At 59.1% G+C, this 19,394-nt stretch carries 15 protein-coding genes; 12 read left to right on the top strand and 3 right to left on the bottom strand.

The features are described from left to right. Positions 1-263: 263 nt before the first annotated feature. The 10 genes from GO007_RS01015 to ybaK all read left to right on the top strand — a co-directional run bounded on the left by GO007_RS01015 (position 264) and on the right by ybaK (position 11,779). Complete coding sequence (locus GO007_RS01015; protein ID WP_095094528.1) at positions 264-2,396, top strand: TonB-dependent receptor plug domain-containing protein; 2,133 nt, start codon at positions 264-266, stop codon at positions 2,394-2,396. Positions 2,397-2,398: 2 nt separating this feature from the next. Continuing rightward, positions 2,399-3,223 (top strand): heme/hemin ABC transporter substrate-binding protein, encoded by an 825-nt coding sequence (locus GO007_RS01010; RefSeq protein ID WP_095097936.1) that lies wholly within the window; start codon positions 2,399-2,401, stop codon positions 3,221-3,223. A 20-nt stretch (positions 3,224-3,243) separates the two neighbouring features. Then, on the top strand, positions 3,244-4,581 hold the full coding sequence (gene hutW, locus GO007_RS01005; RefSeq protein WP_095094526.1) for a heme anaerobic degradation radical SAM methyltransferase ChuW/HutW: 1,338 nt from the start codon (positions 3,244-3,246) through the stop codon (positions 4,579-4,581). Between the two features lie 12 nt (positions 4,582-4,593). Next, positions 4,594-5,088 carry a heme utilization cystosolic carrier protein HutX gene (hutX, locus tag GO007_RS01000; RefSeq protein WP_095094524.1) on the top strand — a complete coding sequence of 165 codons (495 nt, stop codon included), beginning with the start codon at positions 4,594-4,596 and terminating at the stop codon, positions 5,086-5,088. Then, positions 5,088-5,711: an anaerobilin reductase gene (gene chuY, locus GO007_RS00995; RefSeq protein ID WP_095094522.1), complete on the top strand. Its 624-nt coding sequence runs from the start codon at positions 5,088-5,090 to the stop codon at positions 5,709-5,711. The genes hutX and chuY overlap by 1 nt, the downstream gene beginning before the upstream one ends. A gap of 50 nt (positions 5,712-5,761) precedes the next feature. Continuing rightward, on the top strand, positions 5,762-6,754 hold the full coding sequence (locus tag GO007_RS00990; RefSeq protein ID WP_095097933.1) for a FecCD family ABC transporter permease: 993 nt from the start codon (positions 5,762-5,764) through the stop codon (positions 6,752-6,754). Further along, positions 6,751-7,521: a heme ABC transporter ATP-binding protein gene (locus tag GO007_RS00985; protein ID WP_095094520.1), complete on the top strand. Its 771-nt coding sequence runs from the start codon at positions 6,751-6,753 to the stop codon at positions 7,519-7,521. Before GO007_RS00990 ends, GO007_RS00985 begins: the two co-directional genes overlap by 4 nt. 138 nt (positions 7,522-7,659) lie before the next feature. Beyond that, complete coding sequence (gene copA, locus GO007_RS00980; RefSeq protein ID WP_095094517.1) at positions 7,660-10,161, top strand: copper-exporting P-type ATPase CopA; 2,502 nt, start codon at positions 7,660-7,662, stop codon at positions 10,159-10,161. A 142-nt stretch (positions 10,162-10,303) separates the two neighbouring features. Next, a complete protein-coding gene (locus GO007_RS00975; RefSeq protein ID WP_095094515.1) occupies positions 10,304-11,098 on the top strand; it encodes a TraB/GumN family protein in 795 nt (264 codons plus the stop codon). 201 nt (positions 11,099-11,299) lie between these two features. After that, on the top strand, positions 11,300-11,779 hold the full coding sequence (ybaK, locus tag GO007_RS00970) for a Cys-tRNA(Pro)/Cys-tRNA(Cys) deacylase YbaK (protein ID WP_095094513.1): 480 nt from the start codon (positions 11,300-11,302) through the stop codon (positions 11,777-11,779). Between the two features lie 65 nt (positions 11,780-11,844). Here ybaK and ushA read toward each other — a convergent pair whose 3' ends face one another. Next, positions 11,845-13,497 carry a bifunctional UDP-sugar hydrolase/5'-nucleotidase UshA gene (gene ushA, locus GO007_RS00965; protein WP_095094511.1) on the bottom strand — a complete coding sequence of 551 codons (1,653 nt, stop codon included), beginning with the start codon at positions 13,495-13,497 and terminating at the stop codon, positions 11,845-11,847. Between the two features lie 163 nt (positions 13,498-13,660). Between ushA and GO007_RS00960 the strand changes: the two genes are divergently transcribed. Both GO007_RS00960 and ybaL read left to right on the top strand, forming a co-directional pair. Continuing rightward, positions 13,661-14,881 (top strand): MFS transporter, encoded by a 1,221-nt coding sequence (locus tag GO007_RS00960; RefSeq protein ID WP_095094509.1) that lies wholly within the window; start codon positions 13,661-13,663, stop codon positions 14,879-14,881. Between the two features lie 360 nt (positions 14,882-15,241). Continuing rightward, positions 15,242-16,918: a YbaL family putative K(+) efflux transporter gene (gene ybaL / locus GO007_RS00955; protein WP_095094507.1), complete on the top strand. Its 1,677-nt coding sequence runs from the start codon at positions 15,242-15,244 to the stop codon at positions 16,916-16,918. A 78-nt stretch (positions 16,919-16,996) separates the two neighbouring features. Here the strand turns inward: ybaL and GO007_RS00950 are convergent, their stop codons facing one another. Together GO007_RS00950 and hemH are read right to left on the bottom strand one after the other, a co-directional pair. Then, the gene (locus GO007_RS00950; protein ID WP_095094505.1) at positions 16,997-18,301 is read right to left on the bottom strand and encodes an inosine/guanosine kinase; all 1,305 of its coding nucleotides are present in this window, start codon (positions 18,299-18,301) and stop codon (positions 16,997-16,999) included. 63 nt (positions 18,302-18,364) lie between these two features. Next, positions 18,365-19,327 (bottom strand): ferrochelatase, encoded by a 963-nt coding sequence (hemH, locus tag GO007_RS00945; protein ID WP_095094503.1) that lies wholly within the window; start codon positions 19,325-19,327, stop codon positions 18,365-18,367. Positions 19,328-19,394 lie beyond the last annotated feature (67 nt).

Raw genomic sequence — 19,394 nt, 5'->3', positions numbered from 1 at the left:
CGCACTGCTCCTATTGTAGGACCATTCGCGCAATAACCAACCCTATGTGGAGAGGAAAAATATAAGCCATATTTTTTATCAGGTTAACCGCGCCTGTGCTTTCCCATAATGTGATGAATCTCACAAAAAAGTATTTACGCACCGTTCGAAATTGACCCACATCAAAGGTGCATTCCATTTACCCCTTAGCGTCTGGACGTTCACTTTAGAAACAAATATAAATGCGAATGATATTAGTTATCATTATAATAAAGGTTACTCTAATGGTGAAAAGGACAAACCGGGGGAGCATGCTACTCTCCAGCCTGTCGTTGTTTGTTGCCGCTAACGTTTCTGCGGCAACCCCGGCCAGCACAGCCAAAACGGCCGACGAAGAGACGCTGATCGTCACGGCTAATCGTACCGAATCGAGCCTCTGGGAAAGCCCGGCGACCGTTCAGGTTATCGACCGGGAAACGCTAAATAACTCAACCAGCGTCTCTATCGCCGACGATCTGCGGGATATCCCCGGCGTTGAAGTGACCGATAACTCTCTGGCCGGACGTAAGCAAATCCGCATCCGCGGCGAGGCCTCCTCGCGCGTGCTGATTTTGATTGACGGTCAGGTAGTCAGCTATCAGCGCGCCGGGCAGAACTACGGCGTCGGGCTGCTGATCGATGAATCCGCGCTGGAGCGGATCGAGGTGGTAAAAGGCCCCTACTCGGTACTGTACGGATCGCAGGCCATCGGGGGCGTAGTTAACTTTATCACTAAAAAAGGCGGGGATAAGCCCGTCGCCGGGACGGTGAAGGCCGTTTATAACTCGGCGACCGCGGGCTGGGAAGAGTCCGCTGCGGCCTGGGGCAGCATCGGCCAGTTCGACTATCGGATCAACGGCAGCTACTCCGACCAGGGCAACCGCGATACGCCGGACGGCAGATTGCAGAACACCAACTTCCGCAACAACAGCCAGGGCGTCTGGCTTGGCTACAATCTCGATCGCCATAAATTCGGCCTGTCGCTCGACCGCTACAAAACCTCCACGCAAACCTGGTTTGACGATCCGGACGGCCAATATGAAGACTTCAGCGTTCGTATTCCGAAGCTGGAACGCGAAAAAGTCGGCGTGTTCTATGATTACGACGCCGACGGCGATTACCTGAAAAAAATTCACTTCGACGCCTACAGCCAGACCATTGAGCGTAAATTTGAAAACCGGATTAAGACCACCCAGCCGATCCCCAGCCCGGCGATCCAGGCGCTGACGGTCAGTAACCAGACCAATACCAACGATAAGCAATATACCCAGGGCGTAACGCTGCAGGGCAACTTCTCCCTGCCGGCGAACAATGAGCTGGTTATCGGCACCCAGTATCAGCATGACAAAGTGAAGCAGGATACCAGCAGCAGCACGCGCCAGACGGCGGCGACCGGCGCATTCGATATCCAGACCCATACGCTGTCGCATACTGAAGCGGAACAAAGCAACGCCTCGGTGTTTGCCCAAAACGACTGGCGCTTCGCCGATGACTGGACCTGGACCGTTGGCGCGCGTCAGTACTGGCTCTCCTCTGAGCTTAACCGCAACGACAGCCAGAGCGGCACGGTCAGCCAGTCAATGGGCGGAAAATCAGCGCATGACGATAAGCTGGTCACCTCGACCAGCCTGCGCTATTCCGGCTTTAAAGATATTGAACTGCGCGCGGCGTACGCCCAGGGCTACGTCTTCCCGACGCTGACCCAGCTGTTTATGCAGACCTCGGCCGGCGGCGGCGTCACCTATGGCAACACTGGCCTGAAAGCGGAACACTCCAACAACTATGAGCTGGGCGCCCGTTACAAAGGCAATATGTGGCTGGTTGACGGCGCGATTTACTACTCCGAAGCCAAAGACTATATCGCCAGCCTCGCCTGTTCGGGTCAGGCGATTTGCAACGGCAACAGCACCTCTTCACGCGGCGAGTACTTCTATTACGACAATATCGATCGCGCCAAAACCTGGGGGATGGAGCTGACGGCGGAGTACAACGGCTGGGCCGTTTCGCCCTATCTGAGCGGCAATCTTATCCGCCGGCAGTATGAAGGCGAAGCCATTAAAACCTGGGATACCGGCGAACCTACCGTGACGGGAAGGGCTGGCCTTAAGCACACGCTGCTGCTGAATAGCGCCAACGTGACCTCCGATCTCTTCGTGCGCGCCGCCTCCAGCGCCAACGATAAAACCGGCACCAGGGAGATTCGCTATCCGGGCTGGGCAACGCTTAACCTCGCGTTCAATACCGAGTTTGGCCCGCAGGAGCAGTATCAGGTCAACCTGGCGCTCAACAACCTGACCAACAAACGCTATCAAACCGCCCATGAAACCATTCCGGCGGCCGGATTTAACGCAGCAGTCGGTTTTGCGTGGAACTTCTGATGATGAAAAAACTGTTGTTCGCCCTGCTGACGCTTTGTGCCGCCTGCGCAACCTATGCCAGCGAACGTATCGTCGTTGCCGGAGGCTCGCTTAGCGAACTGATCTACGCGCTTGAAGCCGGAAATCAGGTGGTCGGCGTCGATGAAACCACCTCCTGGCCGCCGGAAACGGCCAGGCTGCCGCATATCGGCTACTGGAAGCAGCTCAGCAGCGAAGGCATTTTATCCCTCAGGCCGGACGTTTTCATCACCTGGCGGGATGCCGGGCCGCAGATCGTTCTGGATCAGCTGCGGACGCAAAAAGTTAACGTTGTCACCCTGCCGCGCGTGCCGGCCACGGTTGAACAGATGTACGCCAACATTCGCCAGCTGGCGAAGACGCTGCAGGTTCCCGAACGAGGAGATGCGCTGGTAAACCAGATTCATCAGCGTCTGGAGCGCGTTCAGCACAGCGTTGCGGCGCAAAAGGCGCCGGTCAGGGCGATGTTTATTCTCTCCGCGGGCGGCAGCGCGCCGCAGGTGGCCGGTAAGGGCAGCGTTGCCGACGCCATTCTGACCCTCGCGGGCGCACGGAATGTGGCTTCGCACGAGCAATATAAAAGCTACAGCGCGGAATCGCTGATTGCGGCAAACCCGGAGGTTATTGTCGTGACCTCGCAAATGGTGGACGGCGATATTAACCGGCTGCGCGCCGTCGCCGGCATAACCCACACCGCCGCATGGAAAAATCAGCGCATTGTTACCGTCGATCAGGCGCTGATCCTCGGTATGGGCCCCCGGGTTGCCGACGCGGTTGAGTCCCTGCACCAGCAGTTTTGGCCCCAATAACTGGATTTGATGTTGACGCTATGAAGACTAACAACGCCCTGGATCTCTCTGCGCATTTCGCGCTGGAGGGAAACCAGCCCTTTAAAGATCGTCGGGCCACCATGCCGTGGCGCGGCGCGATCCCTGTGGCAAAAGAGCAGCTGGAGCAAACCTGGCAGGAGGTCATCAGCCGCAGCGCGCCGCCGCGTAAAAGACTGCTGTACCTGCATATTCCCTTTTGCGCAACCCACTGTACTTTTTGCGGTTTTTATCAGAACCGTTACGAAGATGACCACTGCGCCCGCTATACCGACGCGCTGCTGCGCGAAATCGAGATGGAGGCCGATAGCGTCCTGCACCAGTCGGCGCCGATCCACGCGGTTTACTTTGGCGGCGGTACGCCTTCCGCGCTGGCGGCGCAGGATCTGGCGCGAATTATCACCACCCTGCGGGAAAAGCTCCCCCTCGCGCCGGACTGTGAAATCACCATCGAAGGACGGGTGCTTAACTTTGATGACAACCGCATCGACGCCTGCCTGGATGCCGGAGCCAATCGCTTCTCCATCGGCATTCAGTCCTTCAACAGCAAGGTGCGCAAGAAAATGGCCCGCACCTCTGACGGCCCCACCGCCGCCGCCTTTATGCAGGGGCTGGTGCGGCGGGATCGCGCGGCCGTGGTGTGCGATCTGCTGTTCGGCCTCCCCGGCCAGGACGCAAAGCTGTGGGAGGAAGATCTCAAAATCGCCCGCGATATCGGGCTCGACGGCGTCGATCTCTACGCGCTTAATCTGCTCCCCAACACGCCGCTGGGTAAAGCCGTGGAAAACGGTCGCACCGCCGTCCCCACTCCGGCAGAGCGACGCGATCTCTACCTTCAGGGCTGCGACTTCATGGACGACGCGGGCTGGCGCTGTATCAGCAACAGCCACTGGGCCCGCACAACCCGCGAACGCAACCTCTACAACCTGCTGATTAAACAGGGGGCCGACTGCCTGGCCCTGGGCTCCGGCGCGGGCGGCTCGGTCAACGGCTATTCGTGGATGGTGGAACGTAACCTGACGACCTGGCACGAATCGATCGCCGCCGGGAAAAAGCCGCTGATGATGATGATGCGCGCCGCCGAGCGCGGTTTTCAGTGGCGGCATACGCTGCAGGCGGGCGTGGAAACAGCGCGCGTGCCGCTGGATGAACTGACCCCGCGCGCCGGGGAGCTGACCCCTCTACTCGCCCAGTGGCATCGCGCGGGGCTCACCCGCGACGCCTCAACCTGCCTGCGCCTGACCAATGAAGGACGCTTCTGGGCCAGCAACATTTTGCAGTCTCTTGATGAGCTGATTCAACAACTTAACGCGCCGCACATTGCGGTAGAGCAACCCTAACAGGAGTGATTTATGAGCCATGTTTCTTTAGCGGATTTTTTGCTAACCGAGCCGGACGGCACCCTGGAAGCGATCGCCGATCGCTACCAAACTTCCCTTCTGGAGGTGGTGCAAAACCTCCCTTCGCCGACGGTCGTGTCGGGTGAAAGGTTTGACGCCATCTGGGAAACCGTCAGCGAATGGGGCAAAGTCACGACGCTGGTCCATACCGCCGACGTTATCCTCGAGTTTACCGGCGAGCTTCCTTCCGGATTCCATCGCCACGGCTATTTCAATCTGCGTGGTAAAAAGGGCATGACGGGCCATATCAAAGCGGAAAACTGCAGCCATATCGCGCTGATTGAACGTAAATTTATGGGCATGGACACCGCGTCGATTCTCTTCTTTAACAAAGCAGGTAGCGCGATGTTTAAGATTTTCCTCGGTCGCGATGAGCATCGCCAGCTGCTCGCTGAGCAGGTTAGCGCCTTCCAGGCCCTGGCCGCTTCCCTCAAGGAAACCGCCTGATGACGCCGTGGTTAATCTTTGGCGCCGGCGGCAGCGGCACGGGCGCAAAGGTGCTTGAACTGGCGCTGGCGGAGCAGCGTCCGGTGCTGGCGGTGGTGCGCAACCCGCAATCCGTAGCCGCCCTTGAGGCTAAAGGCGTGCGGGTTTTCGCCGGCGACGCCTGCGATGCCGCCGCGGTGGCTGACGCCTGTCATGCTGCCGGTCCGGATGCGCTGATCGTCTCCTCTATGGGCGGCGCCCAGGACTACCTGGCGCACAGGACCGTTATTGATGCGGCAGAAAAAGCGGGCATCGGGCGGATGATTCTGGTGACCTCGCTGGGCTGCGGCGATAGCTGGCCCTTTTTATCCCCCCGAGCCAAAGCCGCGTTTGGTCAGGCCGTGCGCGAAAAAACGCTGGCGGAAAGCTGGCTGCAAACCAGCGGCCTCGATTATGCCATCCTGCGCCCCGGCGGCCTGCTCAACGGTGAGGCCACCGGTAAAGCGCAACGGTTGCAGAATCAGGAGTGCCACGGTTTCGTGAGGCGTGCGGACGTCGCCGCGCACATTCACGATCTGGCCGCTGCGCCGGCGCTCAACAATCAGGTCTACAGCCTGATTGAGCCGGATCTGAAGCCGGCGTAATCCCCTGCGGCGCGGCATATCCGCGCCGCAAAGACGTTATGGAGTTTTGCGTGCTCAAGGATTCACTCTCTTCCGTCAGCGTACTGACGGGCCTTTCACTGCTGCTGGCCGCGCTGGTGCTGGTTGGCGCCAGCCAGGGTGCGCTGAACATCAGCTTCAGCGCGCTGTTTGACGAGGAATACCGTGATATCTGGCTGAACATTCGCCTGCCCCGCGTTCTGCTGGCGGTACTGGTGGGCTCGGCGCTGGCGACGGCGGGGGTCATTATGCAGGGCCTGTTTCGTAACCCGATGGCCGACCCCGGCCTGCTTGGCGTCAGCAGCGGCTCCGCGCTGATGGTGGGGGTGGCGATTGTTCTGCCCTTCTCATTTCCGGTGGTACTGGCGCTGTACGAGCAGATGATTTTTGCCGTCGCGGGCAGTATGGCGGTCTGCGCGGTGATTTTTCTCATCAGCCGGCGCCACGCTCACGGCGGCATGATGCAGCTCCTGTTAGCCGGAATCGCCATCAACGCGCTGTGCGGAGCGGCGATCGGCGTGCTGAGCTACGTCGGCGACGAGCAGCAGCTGCGCCAGCTCACGCTGTGGATGATGGGCAATCTTGGCCAGGCGCAGTGGCCTACGCTGCTGGTCGCCAGCTCGTTTGTCCTGCCGGCGATTGTCGCCACGCTGTTTCTTGCCGGGACGCTCAACCTGCTGCAGCTGGGAGATGAAGAGGCGCACTATCTCGGCGTTAACGTTAAGCGTAAACGTCAGCAGCTGCTGTTGCTCAGCTCGCTGCTGGTCGGCGCGGCCGTTTCGGTGAGCGGCGTTATCGGCTTTATTGGCCTGGTGATCCCGCACCTGATCCGCATGACTACCGGGGCCGATCATCGCTGGCTTATCCCCTGCTCGACGCTGGCCGGAGCCTGCCTGCTGCTGGTGGCCGATACCCTGGCCCGCACGCTGGTGCAGCCGGCGGAAATGCCCGTCGGCCTGCTGACCAGCCTGATCGGCGGCCCCTATTTTCTGTGGCTGATCCTGCGCAGCCGGAGGTCAGCATGATTCTGGCCGAAAATCTGGTTTATACCCTGCAGGGACGTCGCCTGACCGATAATGTCTCTCTGGCGCTGCCCGGCGGGGAGATCGTCGCCATTCTGGGTCCGAACGGCGCCGGGAAATCCACGCTACTGCGCCAGCTCACGGGCTATCTGCGGCCGCACGGCGGGCGATGTTCCCTGCTGGGTACGCCGCTGGAGGAGTGGTCGATAGCCGAGCTGGCGAAAACCCGCGCCGTGATGCGGCAGAACGGCCATATGGCGTTTCCGTTCAGCGTACAGGAAGTGATCCGCATGGGAAGACATCCCTGGCGGACATGCAGCTCGCGTGATGAAACGGATCGCATCATGGCGCTGTGCGACTGCCGCGAGCTGGCCGCCCGCGACTACCGGCAGCTCTCCGGCGGCGAACAGCAGCGGGTACAGCTGGCGCGCCTGCTGGTGCAGCTCTGGGAGCCCATCCCCTCCCCCAAATGGCTGTTTCTGGATGAGCCCACTTCCGCCCTCGATATTCACCACCAGCAGCATCTTTTTCGCCTGCTGCGCCGGCTGGTGCGCGAGCGGCAGTTCAACGTCTGCTGCGTCCTGCACGACCTTAATCTTGCCGCGCGCTATGCCGATCGCGTGGTGCTGATGGATAAAGGGCGCGTCGTCGATAGCGGCAGTCCGCAGGATGTTCTGCAGCAGCGGGCGCTAAAGACGCTCTATCAGGCCGACATTACGGTCATTAAAGAGTCTGAAAATCAAACGCCGCTGATCGTTCTTGATTATTAAGCTCAGGGTTCCCCGGTCGAAGCGCCCCCGTAGCCGGCGTCTTTTTGCCGCATTGACGAAAACCGCCTTGACCTTCCCCTTGCTGGAAGGTTTAACCTTTATCACAGTCAGCTCATCCACGTAATAAAGGAGTTTGTTATGTCACAAACCATCGACCTGACGCTCGATGGCCTCACCTGCGGCCACTGCGTCAAACGCGTAAAAGAGAGCCTGGAGCAGCGTCCTGACGTTGAACTGGCGGACGTCACCACTACCGAAGCGCATGTCACCGGTAGCGCCAGCGCCGAAGCGCTAATCGATACGATTCAGAAAGCCGGATACGGTGCGGAGCTCAGCCACCCAAAGGCTAAACCGCTGGCGGAATCAATACTCCCGTCGGAAGCACTGACAGCGGCCCCTCCTGAGCTTCCGGCAGCCCATGACACCGATGACAGTCAACAGCTACTGATCAACGGCATGAGCTGTGCCAGCTGCGTTTCCCGGGTACAGAAGGCGCTTGCCGCGGTACCGGGCGTCGCGCAGGCGCGGGTGAATCTGGCGGAACGCACTGCGCTGGTCATGGGCAGCGCGTCCGCCGCAGAATTAGTGCAGGCGGTGGAAAAAGCGGGCTACGGCGCAGAAGCTATCGAAGACGATCTGAAGCGCCGCGAGCGCCAGCAGGAAACCGCCATCGCCACCATGAAACGCTTCCGCTGGCAGGCGATCGTCGCCCTGCTGGTGGGCGTTCCGGTGATGGTGTGGGGAATGTTCGGTGACAACATGATGGTCACCGACGACAACCGCTCGCTGTGGCTGGCTATCGGGCTTGTCACCCTTGCGGTAATGGTCTTTGCCGGCGGCCACTTCTATCGCAGCGCCTGGAAAAGCCTGAGAAACGGCACCGCCACTATGGATACGCTGGTGGCGCTGGGCACCGGGGTCGCCTGGCTCTACTCAATGAGCGTCAACCTGTGGCCGCAGTGGTTCCCGATGGAAGCCCGCCACCTCTATTATGAAGCCAGCGCCATGATTATCGGTCTGATTAACCTCGGCCATATGCTGGAAGCCCGCGCCCGGCAGCGATCTTCGCGGGCGCTGGAAAAACTGCTCGATTTGACGCCGCCGTCGGCACGCGTGGTCACTCCTGAGGGTGAAAAAAGCGTACCGCTGGCGCAAGTTCTGCCTGGCATGACCCTGCGTCTGACCACCGGCGACCGGGTGCCGGTTGACGGCACCATCACCCAGGGCGAGGCCTGGCTTGATGAAGCCATGCTGACCGGCGAACCGATCCCGCAGCAGAAAAGCGGCGGAGATCCCCTGCATGCCGGTACGGTGGTGCAGGATGGCAGCGTCCTGTTTACCGCCAGCGCCGTGGGGAGTCAGACGACGCTGGCGCGAATTATCCGCATGGTGCGCCAGGCGCAGAGCAGTAAACCAGAAATCGGCCAGCTGGCGGATAAAATTTCCGCCGTCTTCGTCCCGACGGTCGTGGTCATTGCGCTGTTCAGCGCGGCAATCTGGTACTTCTTCGGTCCGGCGCCGCAGATCGTCTATACCCTGATCATCGCCACCACGGTGCTGATTATCGCCTGCCCATGTGCGCTGGGCCTGGCAACGCCGATGTCGATTATTTCCGGCGTCGGCCGGGCGGCGGAGTACGGCGTGCTGGTTCGCGACGCCGATGCGCTGCAGCGCGCCAGCCAGCTGGATACCGTCGTATTCGATAAAACCGGTACCCTGACCGAAGGGAAACCACAGGTTGTGGCGGTGAAAACCTTTACAGCTATCGATGAGGCGACCGCTTTACGCCTGGCCGCCGCGCTGGAACAGGGCTCCAGCCACCCTCTGGCGCGGGCGATCCTCGACAAAGCGGCGGATAGCGCGCTGCCGGAGGTTGGGAACTTCCGTACCCTTCGCGGGCTGGGCGTGAGCGGTGAAGCCGACGGACATCATCTCCTGCTCGGTAATCAGGCGCTGCTCAACGAGCAGAATATTGCCACCGACGCGGCGGAAAGTGACCTCAACGCTCAGGCCTCGCAGGGCGCCACGCCGGTGCTGCTGGCGGTAGACGGCGAGGTTGCCGCGCTGATCGCCATTCGCGATCCGCTGCGCAGCGACAGCGTGGCGGCGCTGGCCCGCCTGCATCGCCAGGGCTACCGTCTGGTGATGCTCACCGGGGATAACCCGGTTACGGCCAACGCTATCGCCAAAGAAGCGGGTATCGACGAGGTGATTGCCGGCGTCCTGCCGGACGGTAAAGCCGATGCCATCAAGCGCCTGCAAAGCCAGGGGCATCAGGTCGCGATGGTCGGCGATGGCATTAACGACGCCCCGGCGCTGGCGCAGGCCGATGTCGGCATTGCGATGGGCGGCGGCAGCGACGTAGCCATTGAAACGGCGGCGATTACCCTGATGCGCCATAGCCTGAACGGCGTGGCCGACGCGCTGGCCATTGCAAAAGCCACGCTGCGTAATATGAAGCAGAACCTGCTGGGCGCCTTTGTCTATAACTCGCTGGGCATTCCGATTGCCGCCGGGATCCTCTGGCCGCTCACCGGTACGCTGCTCAACCCGGTGGTTGCCGGGGCGGCGATGGCGCTCTCCTCGATAACCGTGGTGAGCAACGCCAACCGGCTGCTGCGTTTTAAACCAAAAGAGTAGACTCTCACGCGGGCCCGAACCTGAAGCCTTCCCGGATAGCGGCATCACGCCCTGTCCGGGCTACCGCACGCTTATCCCCCGCCCACGCTTGCGCCTCCCGGCCGCGCGCGCTAGCATGAGTTCTTCACATTGCGGAGCGCGTATGGGCCTGTTAAACCGAATAAAAATGCTGTGGCGAGCCGCCTTTGGCTCGTCTTATTCCTGGCCGGCGCTGGATATTACCCTTCCCGGCGGACGCTACCTGCACCTCGTCGGCAGCATTCACATGGGCACCCGGGATATGTCGCCGCCGCCGGCCAGGCTGCTGAAAAAAATTCGCCAGGCCGATGCGCTGATTGTCGAAGCCGACATTACCGGTAACGAGACGCCCTTCAGCAACCTCCCCTCTTATCCGCCGCTGGCCGAGCGCCTGAGCGCTGAACAGATCCTTGAGCTGGAAGCCCGCGCCGCGGAGCTGGGGCTGGCAACCGCCATTTTCGACAGCCAGCCGCTATGGCAGGTTGCCATGGCGCTGCAGGCTACTCAGGCGCAAAAGCTGGGGCTTCGTCCGGATTACGGGATAGATTATCAGCTGCTGATGGCGGCACGCGAAAGCCGCGTGCGGGTGATGGAGCTGGAGGGAACCGATAGCCAGATAGCGCTGCTGCGCGATTTGCCCGATGGCGGGCTGGCGCTGCTGGAAGACACGCTGACCCACTGGCGAACCAACGCCCGTCTTCTGCAGGTGATGATCGGCTGGTGGCTGGAGCAGCCGCCGGCAAAAGGGGCCACCTCGCTACCCACGACCTTTAGCCAGTCGCTGTACGATGTTTTGATGCATCAACGCAACCTCGCCTGGCGCGAGGTACTGCTGGCTCTGCCTCCGGGGCGCTATGTTGTCGCCGTGGGCGCGCTGCATTTATACGGTGAAGGGAACCTGCCTGATATGCTGACGTAAAAAAATGGCCAATATTTCTATTGGCCCGTCAAAGAGGAATTTCATCATTATTATTATCCCGAGATTCGCACCTCGGATCGTTCGATTGTCGCTCAAAGTGACCATCACTGCCAATACTATTGCGCAAGATGGTACTATTTTTTACACAATCATCAGGCGTATGCTTAACGTACATTAGATCGGTTGGTAAGAAGGATAGCGATGACTCCCGCCGTTAAGTTACTCGAAAAAAACAAAATTGCTTTTACGATCCACAGCTACGATCACGATCCTGGCGAAACCAATTTCGGCGACGAAGTGGTGCGCAAACTCGGCCTGAACGCCGATCGGGTTTATAAAACGCTGCTGGTGGCGCTCAACGGGGATATGAAGCATCTGGCCGTGGCGGTCACCCCGGTCGCTGGTCAGCTGGATTTGAAAAAAGTGGCCAAAGCGCTGGGCGCGAAGAAAGTGGATATGGCCGACCCGATGGTGGCGCAGCGGGTAACCGGCTATCTGGTCGGCGGCATCAGCCCGCTTGGACAGAAAAAACGCCTGCCGACGGTGATTGACGCCCCGGCACAGGAGTTTGCCACCATGTATATCTCAGGCGGCAAGCGCGGGCTGGATATCGAGCTGGCGGCCAGCGACCTGGCGAAAATCCTGGATGCGAAGTTCGCCGATATAGCGCGCCGCGATTAATCTCTCCAGCCGCCTCGCGCCGCTGGCCGGGCCAAAACCACAACCCGGCGAGCGGCGCGGCTCCGTTACTGCCAGCTCACCTCGCCTTTCGGTTCAAACGCCGCCGCGTCCAGCGGGGAGTTCTTCTGGATATACTCCTTCAGCACTTCGGCGTCGATGAAGCCGGTATTGACGTAGCCTGGCTTAGCGTCGATATGCGGATAACCGTCGCCGCCGGTGCCGTTAAAGCTCAGGGTCGCCATGCGGTAGGTTTTCGTCGGATCGACCGGCTGGCCTTTGATTTTCAAATCATTCAGCTTGCCGTCTTTCGCCACAAAGCTGACGTTGGCGAACTGCGGATAGGCCCCGGAATCCGGTTTCATCTGCGCCACGGCGGTGAGATATTCCGTCACCTCCTGGCCGTTCATATCGACGTACACCAGCACGTTGCCGAACGGCTGCACCTTCATCACGTCTTTATAGGTAATATCTCCGGCTTCGATGGAGTCGCGAATACCGCCGCCGCTCATCACCGCAAAGTCGGCGCCGCTGCGCGCCATCTGCGCCGCCAGCAGAAGCTGCCCCATGTTGGTCTGCACGAAGCGCACCTTGCTGCGATCGCCCTCAAGATGAGCGTTGACGCTGCCGATTTTCACCTGCAGCTGCGCTTTACCCTTATTCTGGAACGGCGTCAGCAGCGATAGCATCTGCGCGTTTTCCGGGATCTGCGGCGTATAGAGCACGCGTTCGCTCTGGCCGTTGTCGTAGGTCACTTTTTTCTTCAGGTTGACCGGGATCAGCTGATAGTGCACCAGCTTCATTTCGCCGTTGCGGAATTCAAAATCCGCGCGGCCCACGTATTTACCCCATTCATGCGCCTGGACGATCCAGATGCCGTTTTGCTTGTCCGGCGCGCACGGCGTACCGGGAACATAATCCACCTGCTTTTTATTCTCCGCCGCCATGCATACCGGGTCCTGCGAATGACCGCCGACAATCATCGCCAGCGCTCCGGCAGGCAGGCTGCGCGCCATCTCCACGTCGCCCGGCGCATTCGAACCGTGCTCGCCGTTGTCATAATGGCCCATATGGGTCGTGGCCAGAATCACGTCCGGCTTTTCATTCTGCTGCAGCTCCTGAATAACCAGCTTCGCTTCTTCCGCCGGCTTGCGGAATTCAATATCGGTGAAGTACTCCGGGTTACCAATTTTGGCGGTGTCGTCCGTCGTCAGGCCAATCACCGCGATATTCAGTCCGCCGCGCTTAAATAAGGCCCAGGGCTTAAACAGGCGCTCACCGGTGCTTTTCTGGTAAATATTGGCCGAAAGGAACGGGAATTTAGCCCACTTCTCCTGCTGGCGCAGCACGCTGAGGGGATTATCAAACTCATGATTGCCCACCGCCATAGCGTCGTAGCCAACCAGGTTCATGCCGCGAAAATCGGGTTCCGCATCCTGCAAGTCAGACTCCGGAACCCCGGTATTAATATCGCCGCCGGATAGCAGCAGTACGCTGCCGCCCTCGGCGGCAACCTCTTTACGAATACCGTCCACCAGCGTTTTTTGCGCCGAGAGACCATATTCGCCGTAATCGCTACGCCAGAAATGCCCGTGATGATCGTTGGTATGCAGGATGGTGATTTTGTAGGTTTTATCCTGCTCATAGGCCTGCGCTGACAGACTTCCCAGCGATAGCGCCGCGAATAGCGCCAGCGCCACCCCGCGTTTCACAAATTGCATGCTTCTCTCCCTGATTTAATAACAAGTGCCGAAAGTATAGCGAGTTACGCGATTAGACAAATATGTTTTCAGAATTGCGACTTCCTTCAAACCTTAGGCGCAGGTATGTTAGTCAGATAATAATTCCACCTGCATCCTCTAATAAGAACCTTTAAGTGAATCTATGGCAATGAATCAGACCGCTCAACCCTTATCCGGCTCCGCTGCGCCGCCGCAAAAAGCCCGCACCTCGTTTCGCATTCTGGGGGCCATCAGCCTTTCCCACCTGCTGAACGATATGATCCAGTCGCTGATCCTGGCGATCTACCCGCTGCTACAGTCGGAGTTCTCCCTCTCCTTTGTGCAGATCGGCATGATCACCCTCACTTTCCAGCTCGCCTCTTCGCTCCTGCAGCCGGTGGTGGGCTATATAACCGACAAGCACCCGATGCCGTGGTCGCTGCCCGTCGGAATGTGCTTTACCCTCTGCGGGCTGGTGCTGCTGGCGCTGGCGGGAAGCTTTGGCACAGTGCTGCTGGCCGCCGCGCTGGTCGGTACCGGCTCTTCGGTCTTCCATCCGGAATCCTCTCGCGTGGCGCGCATGGCCTCCGGCGGGCGCCACGGCCTGGCCCAGTCGCTGTTCCAGGTTGGCGGAAACTTTGGCAGCTCTCTGGGCCCGCTGCTGGCGGCAGTCATCATTGCCCCTTACGGTAAAGGCAACGTCGCCTGGTTCGTGCTGGCCGCGCTGCTGGCGATCGTCGTACTATCGCAAATTAGCCGCTGGTACGCGGCGCAGCATCGGATGAACAAAGGTAAACCTAAGGCTGTCATCGCCAATCCGCTGCCCAAAAATAAAGTTATTCTGGCGGTAAGCATCCTGCTGATGCTTATTTTCTCGAAATACTTCTATATGGCGAGCATTAGCAGCTATTACACCTTTTATCTGATGGATAAGTTTGGCTTATCGGTGCAAAACGCGCAGATACACCTGTTTATCTTCCTGTTCGCGGTTGCCGCAGGAACGGTGATTGGTGGGCCTGTAGGCGATAAAATTGGGCGGAAATACGTGATTTGGGGCTCAATCCTCGGCGTAGCGCCGTTTACCCTTATTTTACCGTATGCAACCCTCGAATGGACGGGGATTTTGACCATGATAATTGGTTTTATCCTCGCATCGGCGTTTTCTGCCATTCTGGTTTACGCTCAGGAGCTATTACCGGGTCGAATTGGCATGGTTTCCGGCCTGTTCTTCGGTTTTGCATTCGGGATGGGTGGCCTGGGAGCCGCGGTGCTGGGGCTGTTAGCCGATCATACCAGCATCGAGCTGGTCTATAAAATCTGTGCTTTCCTGCCTCTGCTGGGTATATTGACGATATTCCTCCCTAACAATCACCAAAAAGCGTGATTATACGGCAGCCAAAGTGAAACTTTGGCTGCCGTAATCCCTTACCCCATCAGGATCGCTCCTGCATTACCTGCCCCTGTTTTCCGATCTGTGCTTTTTTGCGGGCTAATTCCAGTTTTCGGAAGAATTCAATAATTATTCATAAACAAAACAGCTAAAAGTGTCATAAACTATTACTCGGTTTTTTAGGTTTATGCACAATATCATTCGGGTTGCATCAAGCCGGCGAGTGGACGACACCCCTGGAGCATAGATAACTATGTGGTCGGGGCGAACGCGCGAAGCTAACGCAGAGGCAGCCTGAAGAAGGACGTGTTTAATACCGAAAATGGATTGGCTCACCACATGCAAGGAGACGGAATGCACCACGCAACACCGCTTATCACCACCATTGTCGGCGGGCTGGTCCTCGCTTTTATTTTTGGCATGATTGCCAATAAGTTACGTATTTCTCCACTGGTGGGCTATTTATTAGCGGGCGTACTCTCTGGCCCCTTTACCCCGGGTTTTGTTGCTGATACCAAACTGGCGCCAGAGCTGGCCGAGCTTGGGGTCATTTTGCTGATGTTCGGCGTCGGTCTGCATTTCTCTTTAAAAGATTTAATGGCGGTAAAGTCGATCGCCATTCCCGGCGCGATTGCCCAGATAGGCGTGGCAACGCTGCTAGGTATGGCGCTTTCAGCGATGTTGGGCTGGTCGCTGATGACCGGTATCGTTTTTGGTCTGTGTCTTTCTACCGCCAGTACCGTGGTGCTGCTGCGCGCGTTAGAAGAACGCCAGCTTATTGATAGTCAGCGAGGGCAAATCGCCATCGGCTGGCTAATCGTCGAAGATTTAGTGATGGTGCTGACGCTGGTCCTGCTGCCCGCCGTCGCCGGAATGACGGAAAAAGGCAACGTCGGCCTGGCGTCGCTGGCCGTTGATATGGGCATCACTATCGGTAAAGTCGTCGCCTTTATCGCCATTATGATGCTGGTTGGCCGCCGCCTGGTGCCGTGGATTATGTCGCGCAGCGCCGCGACCGGCTCACGGGAACTGTTTACGCTTTCGGTGCTGGCGCTGGCGCTCGGGATTGCCTTCGGCGCGGTTGAGCTGTTCGACGTCTCCTTTGCCCTCGGCGCATTTTTCGCCGGCATGGTGCTGAACGAATCCGAACTCAGCCACCGCGCCGCCCACGATACGCTGCCGCTTCGCGACGCGTTCGCGGTGCTGTTCTTTGTTTCCGTCGGCATGCTGTTCGACCCGATGATCCTGCTGGAGCAGCCGCTGGCGGTACTGGCAACCCTGGCGATTATCATCTTCGGTAAGTCGGTGGTGGCCTTCTTCCTCGTGCGGATGTTCGGCCACTCCCCGCGTACCGCGCTGACCATCGCCGCCAGCCTGGCGCAGATCGGTGAGTTCGCCTTTATCCTCGCCGGCCTCGGTATGGCGCTGGATCTGCTGCCGCAGGCCGGGCAAAACCTGGTGCTTGCCGGGGCGATCATCTCCATTATGCTCAACCCTGTGCTGTTCGCGCTGCTGGAAAAATACCTCGATAAAACCGAAACCCTCGACGAGCAAACCCTCGAAGAGGTGCTGGAAGAAGAGAAGCAAATTCCGGTCGATATCTGCAATCACGCGCTGCTGGTTGGCTTTGGCCGCGTCGGCAGCCTGCTCGGCGAGAAGCTGATGGCGCAGGGTATTCCGCTGGTGGTTATCGAAACGTCGCGCACCCGCGTGGACGAGCTGCGCGAGCGCGGCATCCGCGCGGTGCTGGGCAATGCGGCAAACGAAGAGATTATGAATCTGGCGCATCTGGACTGCGCCCGCTGGCTGCTTCTGACCATCCCTAACGGCTACGAGGCGGGAGAAATCGTTGCCTCTGCGCGTGAGAAATGCCCGAATATCGAGATTATCGCCCGCGCGCACTATGATGACGAAGTGGACTATATTGTCGAACGCGGCGCGAATCAGGTGGTGATGGGCGAGCGGGAAATCGCCCGCGCCATGCTGCTGCTGCTGGAAACGCCGCCGGCGGGTGAAGTGGTCACCGGCTAAGCTCTGCCGCCCTCTCGCATCGGCAGAGGGCGCGATCCGGTCAAACGTCTCCCGCCCCCTGCGGCGAGGGAAACGCGCTTAGCGCTCCCAGTACGCCTCTTCCAGGCTATCTTCACGCTCCGGCAGCCCACGGGTTAAACGCGGCGAGTGCTGATTCAGTACCTGATAGCTGACGCGGTTAGCGTATTTGCACACCTGCGCCAGCGATGAGTAGGTCAGCCACTTGCACTTGTGCTTACTGGAGTTGGGGACGTTATGACGGTGGTAGTTATTCGCCGTAATATCGTGCAGCAGCGCCGCCAGCGCGCCGTCGCCGGCACCGTTGGTATTCATGATTTTCTCAGGCCCGCCCATGTACGGGGCGATATGCGAGTAGATACGCAGCGGGTTTTGACAATCCTGATGGCGCATCGCGCGGCTGAACTCGTACTGATTAAATTCGGCAATGGCCCCCGGCAGCAGCGGGTGCTGGGTTTTGCGCTTAACTTCGTCTTCGGTGAAGCTGGCCATATACAGGCCCGCAGGTCCGGCGGTACATAGCACCAGATCCACCCACTCCAGCGCCTTATCTGAGGCCAGCAGCGGATCGGCAAGCCCGGTCAGCGCCTCGGCCTCTTCTTCATTCATGGCCAGAATCGAAACATTTTCCTTCAGGAAGGTCTGCCACCACTGCGGGTTGTCGGCAATGACGTATTTGGTTCCCAGCGTCAGCACTACCGGCACGTCGTGTTTTTTCGCGTACTCTATCGCTTTCATCGTGGCGTCCGGCATCGGTTCGCCGGGCTTGCAGCGCACCAGATAAGAGGTCAGTACCAGCGCTGAAGCGCCGGCAATCACCTCTTCCGGAATACTTTCCGGACGCAGCTTGTTCATGTGCCCTGGGCTGATGGCGAAGGTACGTTCGCCGGAGTCGCCGATCAGGGTGAAGCAGCGGCCGATCGCCCCGTCCACGCCCTGAAGATAGTTAAGATCGGTACGGCTGGAGGTATTACAAAGATAACGATAGGCGTAGCCGCCGATTTCGATATTGCTGCACATCACGCCGAGCAGCACCGACCGATCATCCGCCAGCACCGAATAGTTGTGCATGGTATTGCCGATGGTCCCACCGGCAAACTGGTGGGTGATCAGATTGTTGCGCAGCAGATCCTGATAAAGCGCCTCGGCGATATCATCTTCAATCACCAGCGAATGTCCGGCGCTCAGGCCGTAGCGCACAATAAACGCTTCATCCACTTTCGCTTCGATATCCACCAGAGTCTGATCGATGCCGACCACCCAGGAAATATTAGATTCATTTTCCGGCTGAATTTGTTGCAGCAGCGGATCGCGGGCATTTACAGGAAAGTAGTGTTTAGATTTGCGTTTACCGGGAAATTTCATAGTGGTGATTTAGTGGCAGTGGACAGGCGGGGAATAGTAGCATATTCCCCGCGCCGCACGCGATTAGCGATACGCTGCCGTCAGGTTAACCATCATCTCAATATGCGCCGCGTCCGCGTTGAGAGCAGGAATATATTCATATTTCTGCCCGCCGGCCTCGAGGAAGAACTCGCGGTTCTGCACGGCAATTTCCTCCAGCGTCTCCAGGCAATCGGCGGAAAATCCAGGACAGAGAACCTGGACGTGCTTCACGCCCTGTTCGCCCAGCATTTTCAGCGTCTCGTCGGTATACGGAGTCAGCCACGGTTCGCGGCCAAAGCGCGACTGATAGGTCATCATCACCCGATCGGGAGAGAGATCCAGCGCGGAGACCAGCTCCCGGGTGGTGTCGCGGCAGCGCTGCGGGTAATCATCCCCTTCGCGGGCGTAGCGCTGCGGAATACCGTGATAAGAGAGCAGCAGCACGTCCGGCTCGCCGTGTTCGGCAAACGAAGCGCGAACGCTGGCGGCGAGCGCCGCAATATAGCCCGCGTCGTCGGCGTAATCACGGATAAAGGAGATCCCGGGGATCGCCCGCTTTTTGCCGAGGATCCGCGCCAGCTCGTCCCATACCGCCGCAACGGTGGAGCAGGAGTACTGGGGATACAGCGGCAGCACGATGATATGGTCAACGCCCTGGCCCAGCAGTTCATCCACCGCGCTTTCAAGCGCAGGCGAACCGTAGCTCATCCCCAGCGCCACCGGCGTGTCGGGCAGTCGGGCGGCCAGCGCCTGCTGCTGCTGACGGCTGTATACCATCAGCGGCGAGCCCTCTTCCATCCATACCGACTGGTAAAGCTTCGCCACCCTCGGGGAACGCAGAGGGAGGATCACGCCGCGCAGCAGCGGCCACCACAGCAGACGAGGCGTATCAACGACCCGTTTGTCGCTCAGAAATTGTCGCAGATAGCGCTTCACCGCGTCGGGCGTGGGCGCATCGGGAGTGCCTAAATTGGCTAGCAAGATACCTGTTTTCGTCTGATGCATTACCGCCTCTTAACCATTTGAATCGCAGACAATTGTAGCTTAAATGGCGCTAAACGGAACCAATCAT

The organism is Klebsiella sp. 10-1 (assembly GCF_009758445.1).
Classification (GTDB): domain Bacteria; phylum Pseudomonadota; class Gammaproteobacteria; order Enterobacterales; family Enterobacteriaceae; genus Klebsiella; species Klebsiella scottii.
The sequence above is the reverse complement of the archived record's forward strand: the minus strand, read 5'-3'. Positions and strand labels throughout refer to the sequence as shown.

Coding starts and splice junctions, on each gene's coding strand:
- GO007_RS01015 (WP_095094528.1), top strand. CDS start 264: ATGGTGAAAAGGACAAACCGGGGGAGCATGCTACTCTCCAGCCTGTCG.
- GO007_RS01010 (WP_095097936.1), top strand. CDS start 2,399: ATGAAAAAACTGTTGTTCGCCCTGCTGACGCTTTGTGCCGCCTGCGCA.
- hutW (WP_095094526.1), top strand. CDS start 3,244: ATGAAGACTAACAACGCCCTGGATCTCTCTGCGCATTTCGCGCTGGAG.
- hutX (WP_095094524.1), top strand. CDS start 4,594: ATGAGCCATGTTTCTTTAGCGGATTTTTTGCTAACCGAGCCGGACGGC.
- chuY (WP_095094522.1), top strand. CDS start 5,088: ATGACGCCGTGGTTAATCTTTGGCGCCGGCGGCAGCGGCACGGGCGCA.
- GO007_RS00985 (WP_095094520.1), top strand. CDS start 6,751: ATGATTCTGGCCGAAAATCTGGTTTATACCCTGCAGGGACGTCGCCTG.
- copA (WP_095094517.1), top strand. CDS start 7,660: ATGTCACAAACCATCGACCTGACGCTCGATGGCCTCACCTGCGGCCAC.
- GO007_RS00975 (WP_095094515.1), top strand. CDS start 10,304: ATGGGCCTGTTAAACCGAATAAAAATGCTGTGGCGAGCCGCCTTTGGC.
- ybaK (WP_095094513.1), top strand. CDS start 11,300: ATGACTCCCGCCGTTAAGTTACTCGAAAAAAACAAAATTGCTTTTACG.
- ushA (WP_095094511.1), bottom strand. CDS start 13,497: ATGCAATTTGTGAAACGCGGGGTGGCGCTGGCGCTATTCGCGGCGCTA.
- GO007_RS00960 (WP_095094509.1), top strand. CDS start 13,661: ATGGCAATGAATCAGACCGCTCAACCCTTATCCGGCTCCGCTGCGCCG.
- ybaL (WP_095094507.1), top strand. CDS start 15,242: ATGCACCACGCAACACCGCTTATCACCACCATTGTCGGCGGGCTGGTC.
- GO007_RS00950 (WP_095094505.1), bottom strand. CDS start 18,301: ATGAAATTTCCCGGTAAACGCAAATCTAAACACTACTTTCCTGTAAAT.
- hemH (WP_095094503.1), bottom strand. CDS start 19,327: ATGCATCAGACGAAAACAGGTATCTTGCTAGCCAATTTAGGCACTCCC.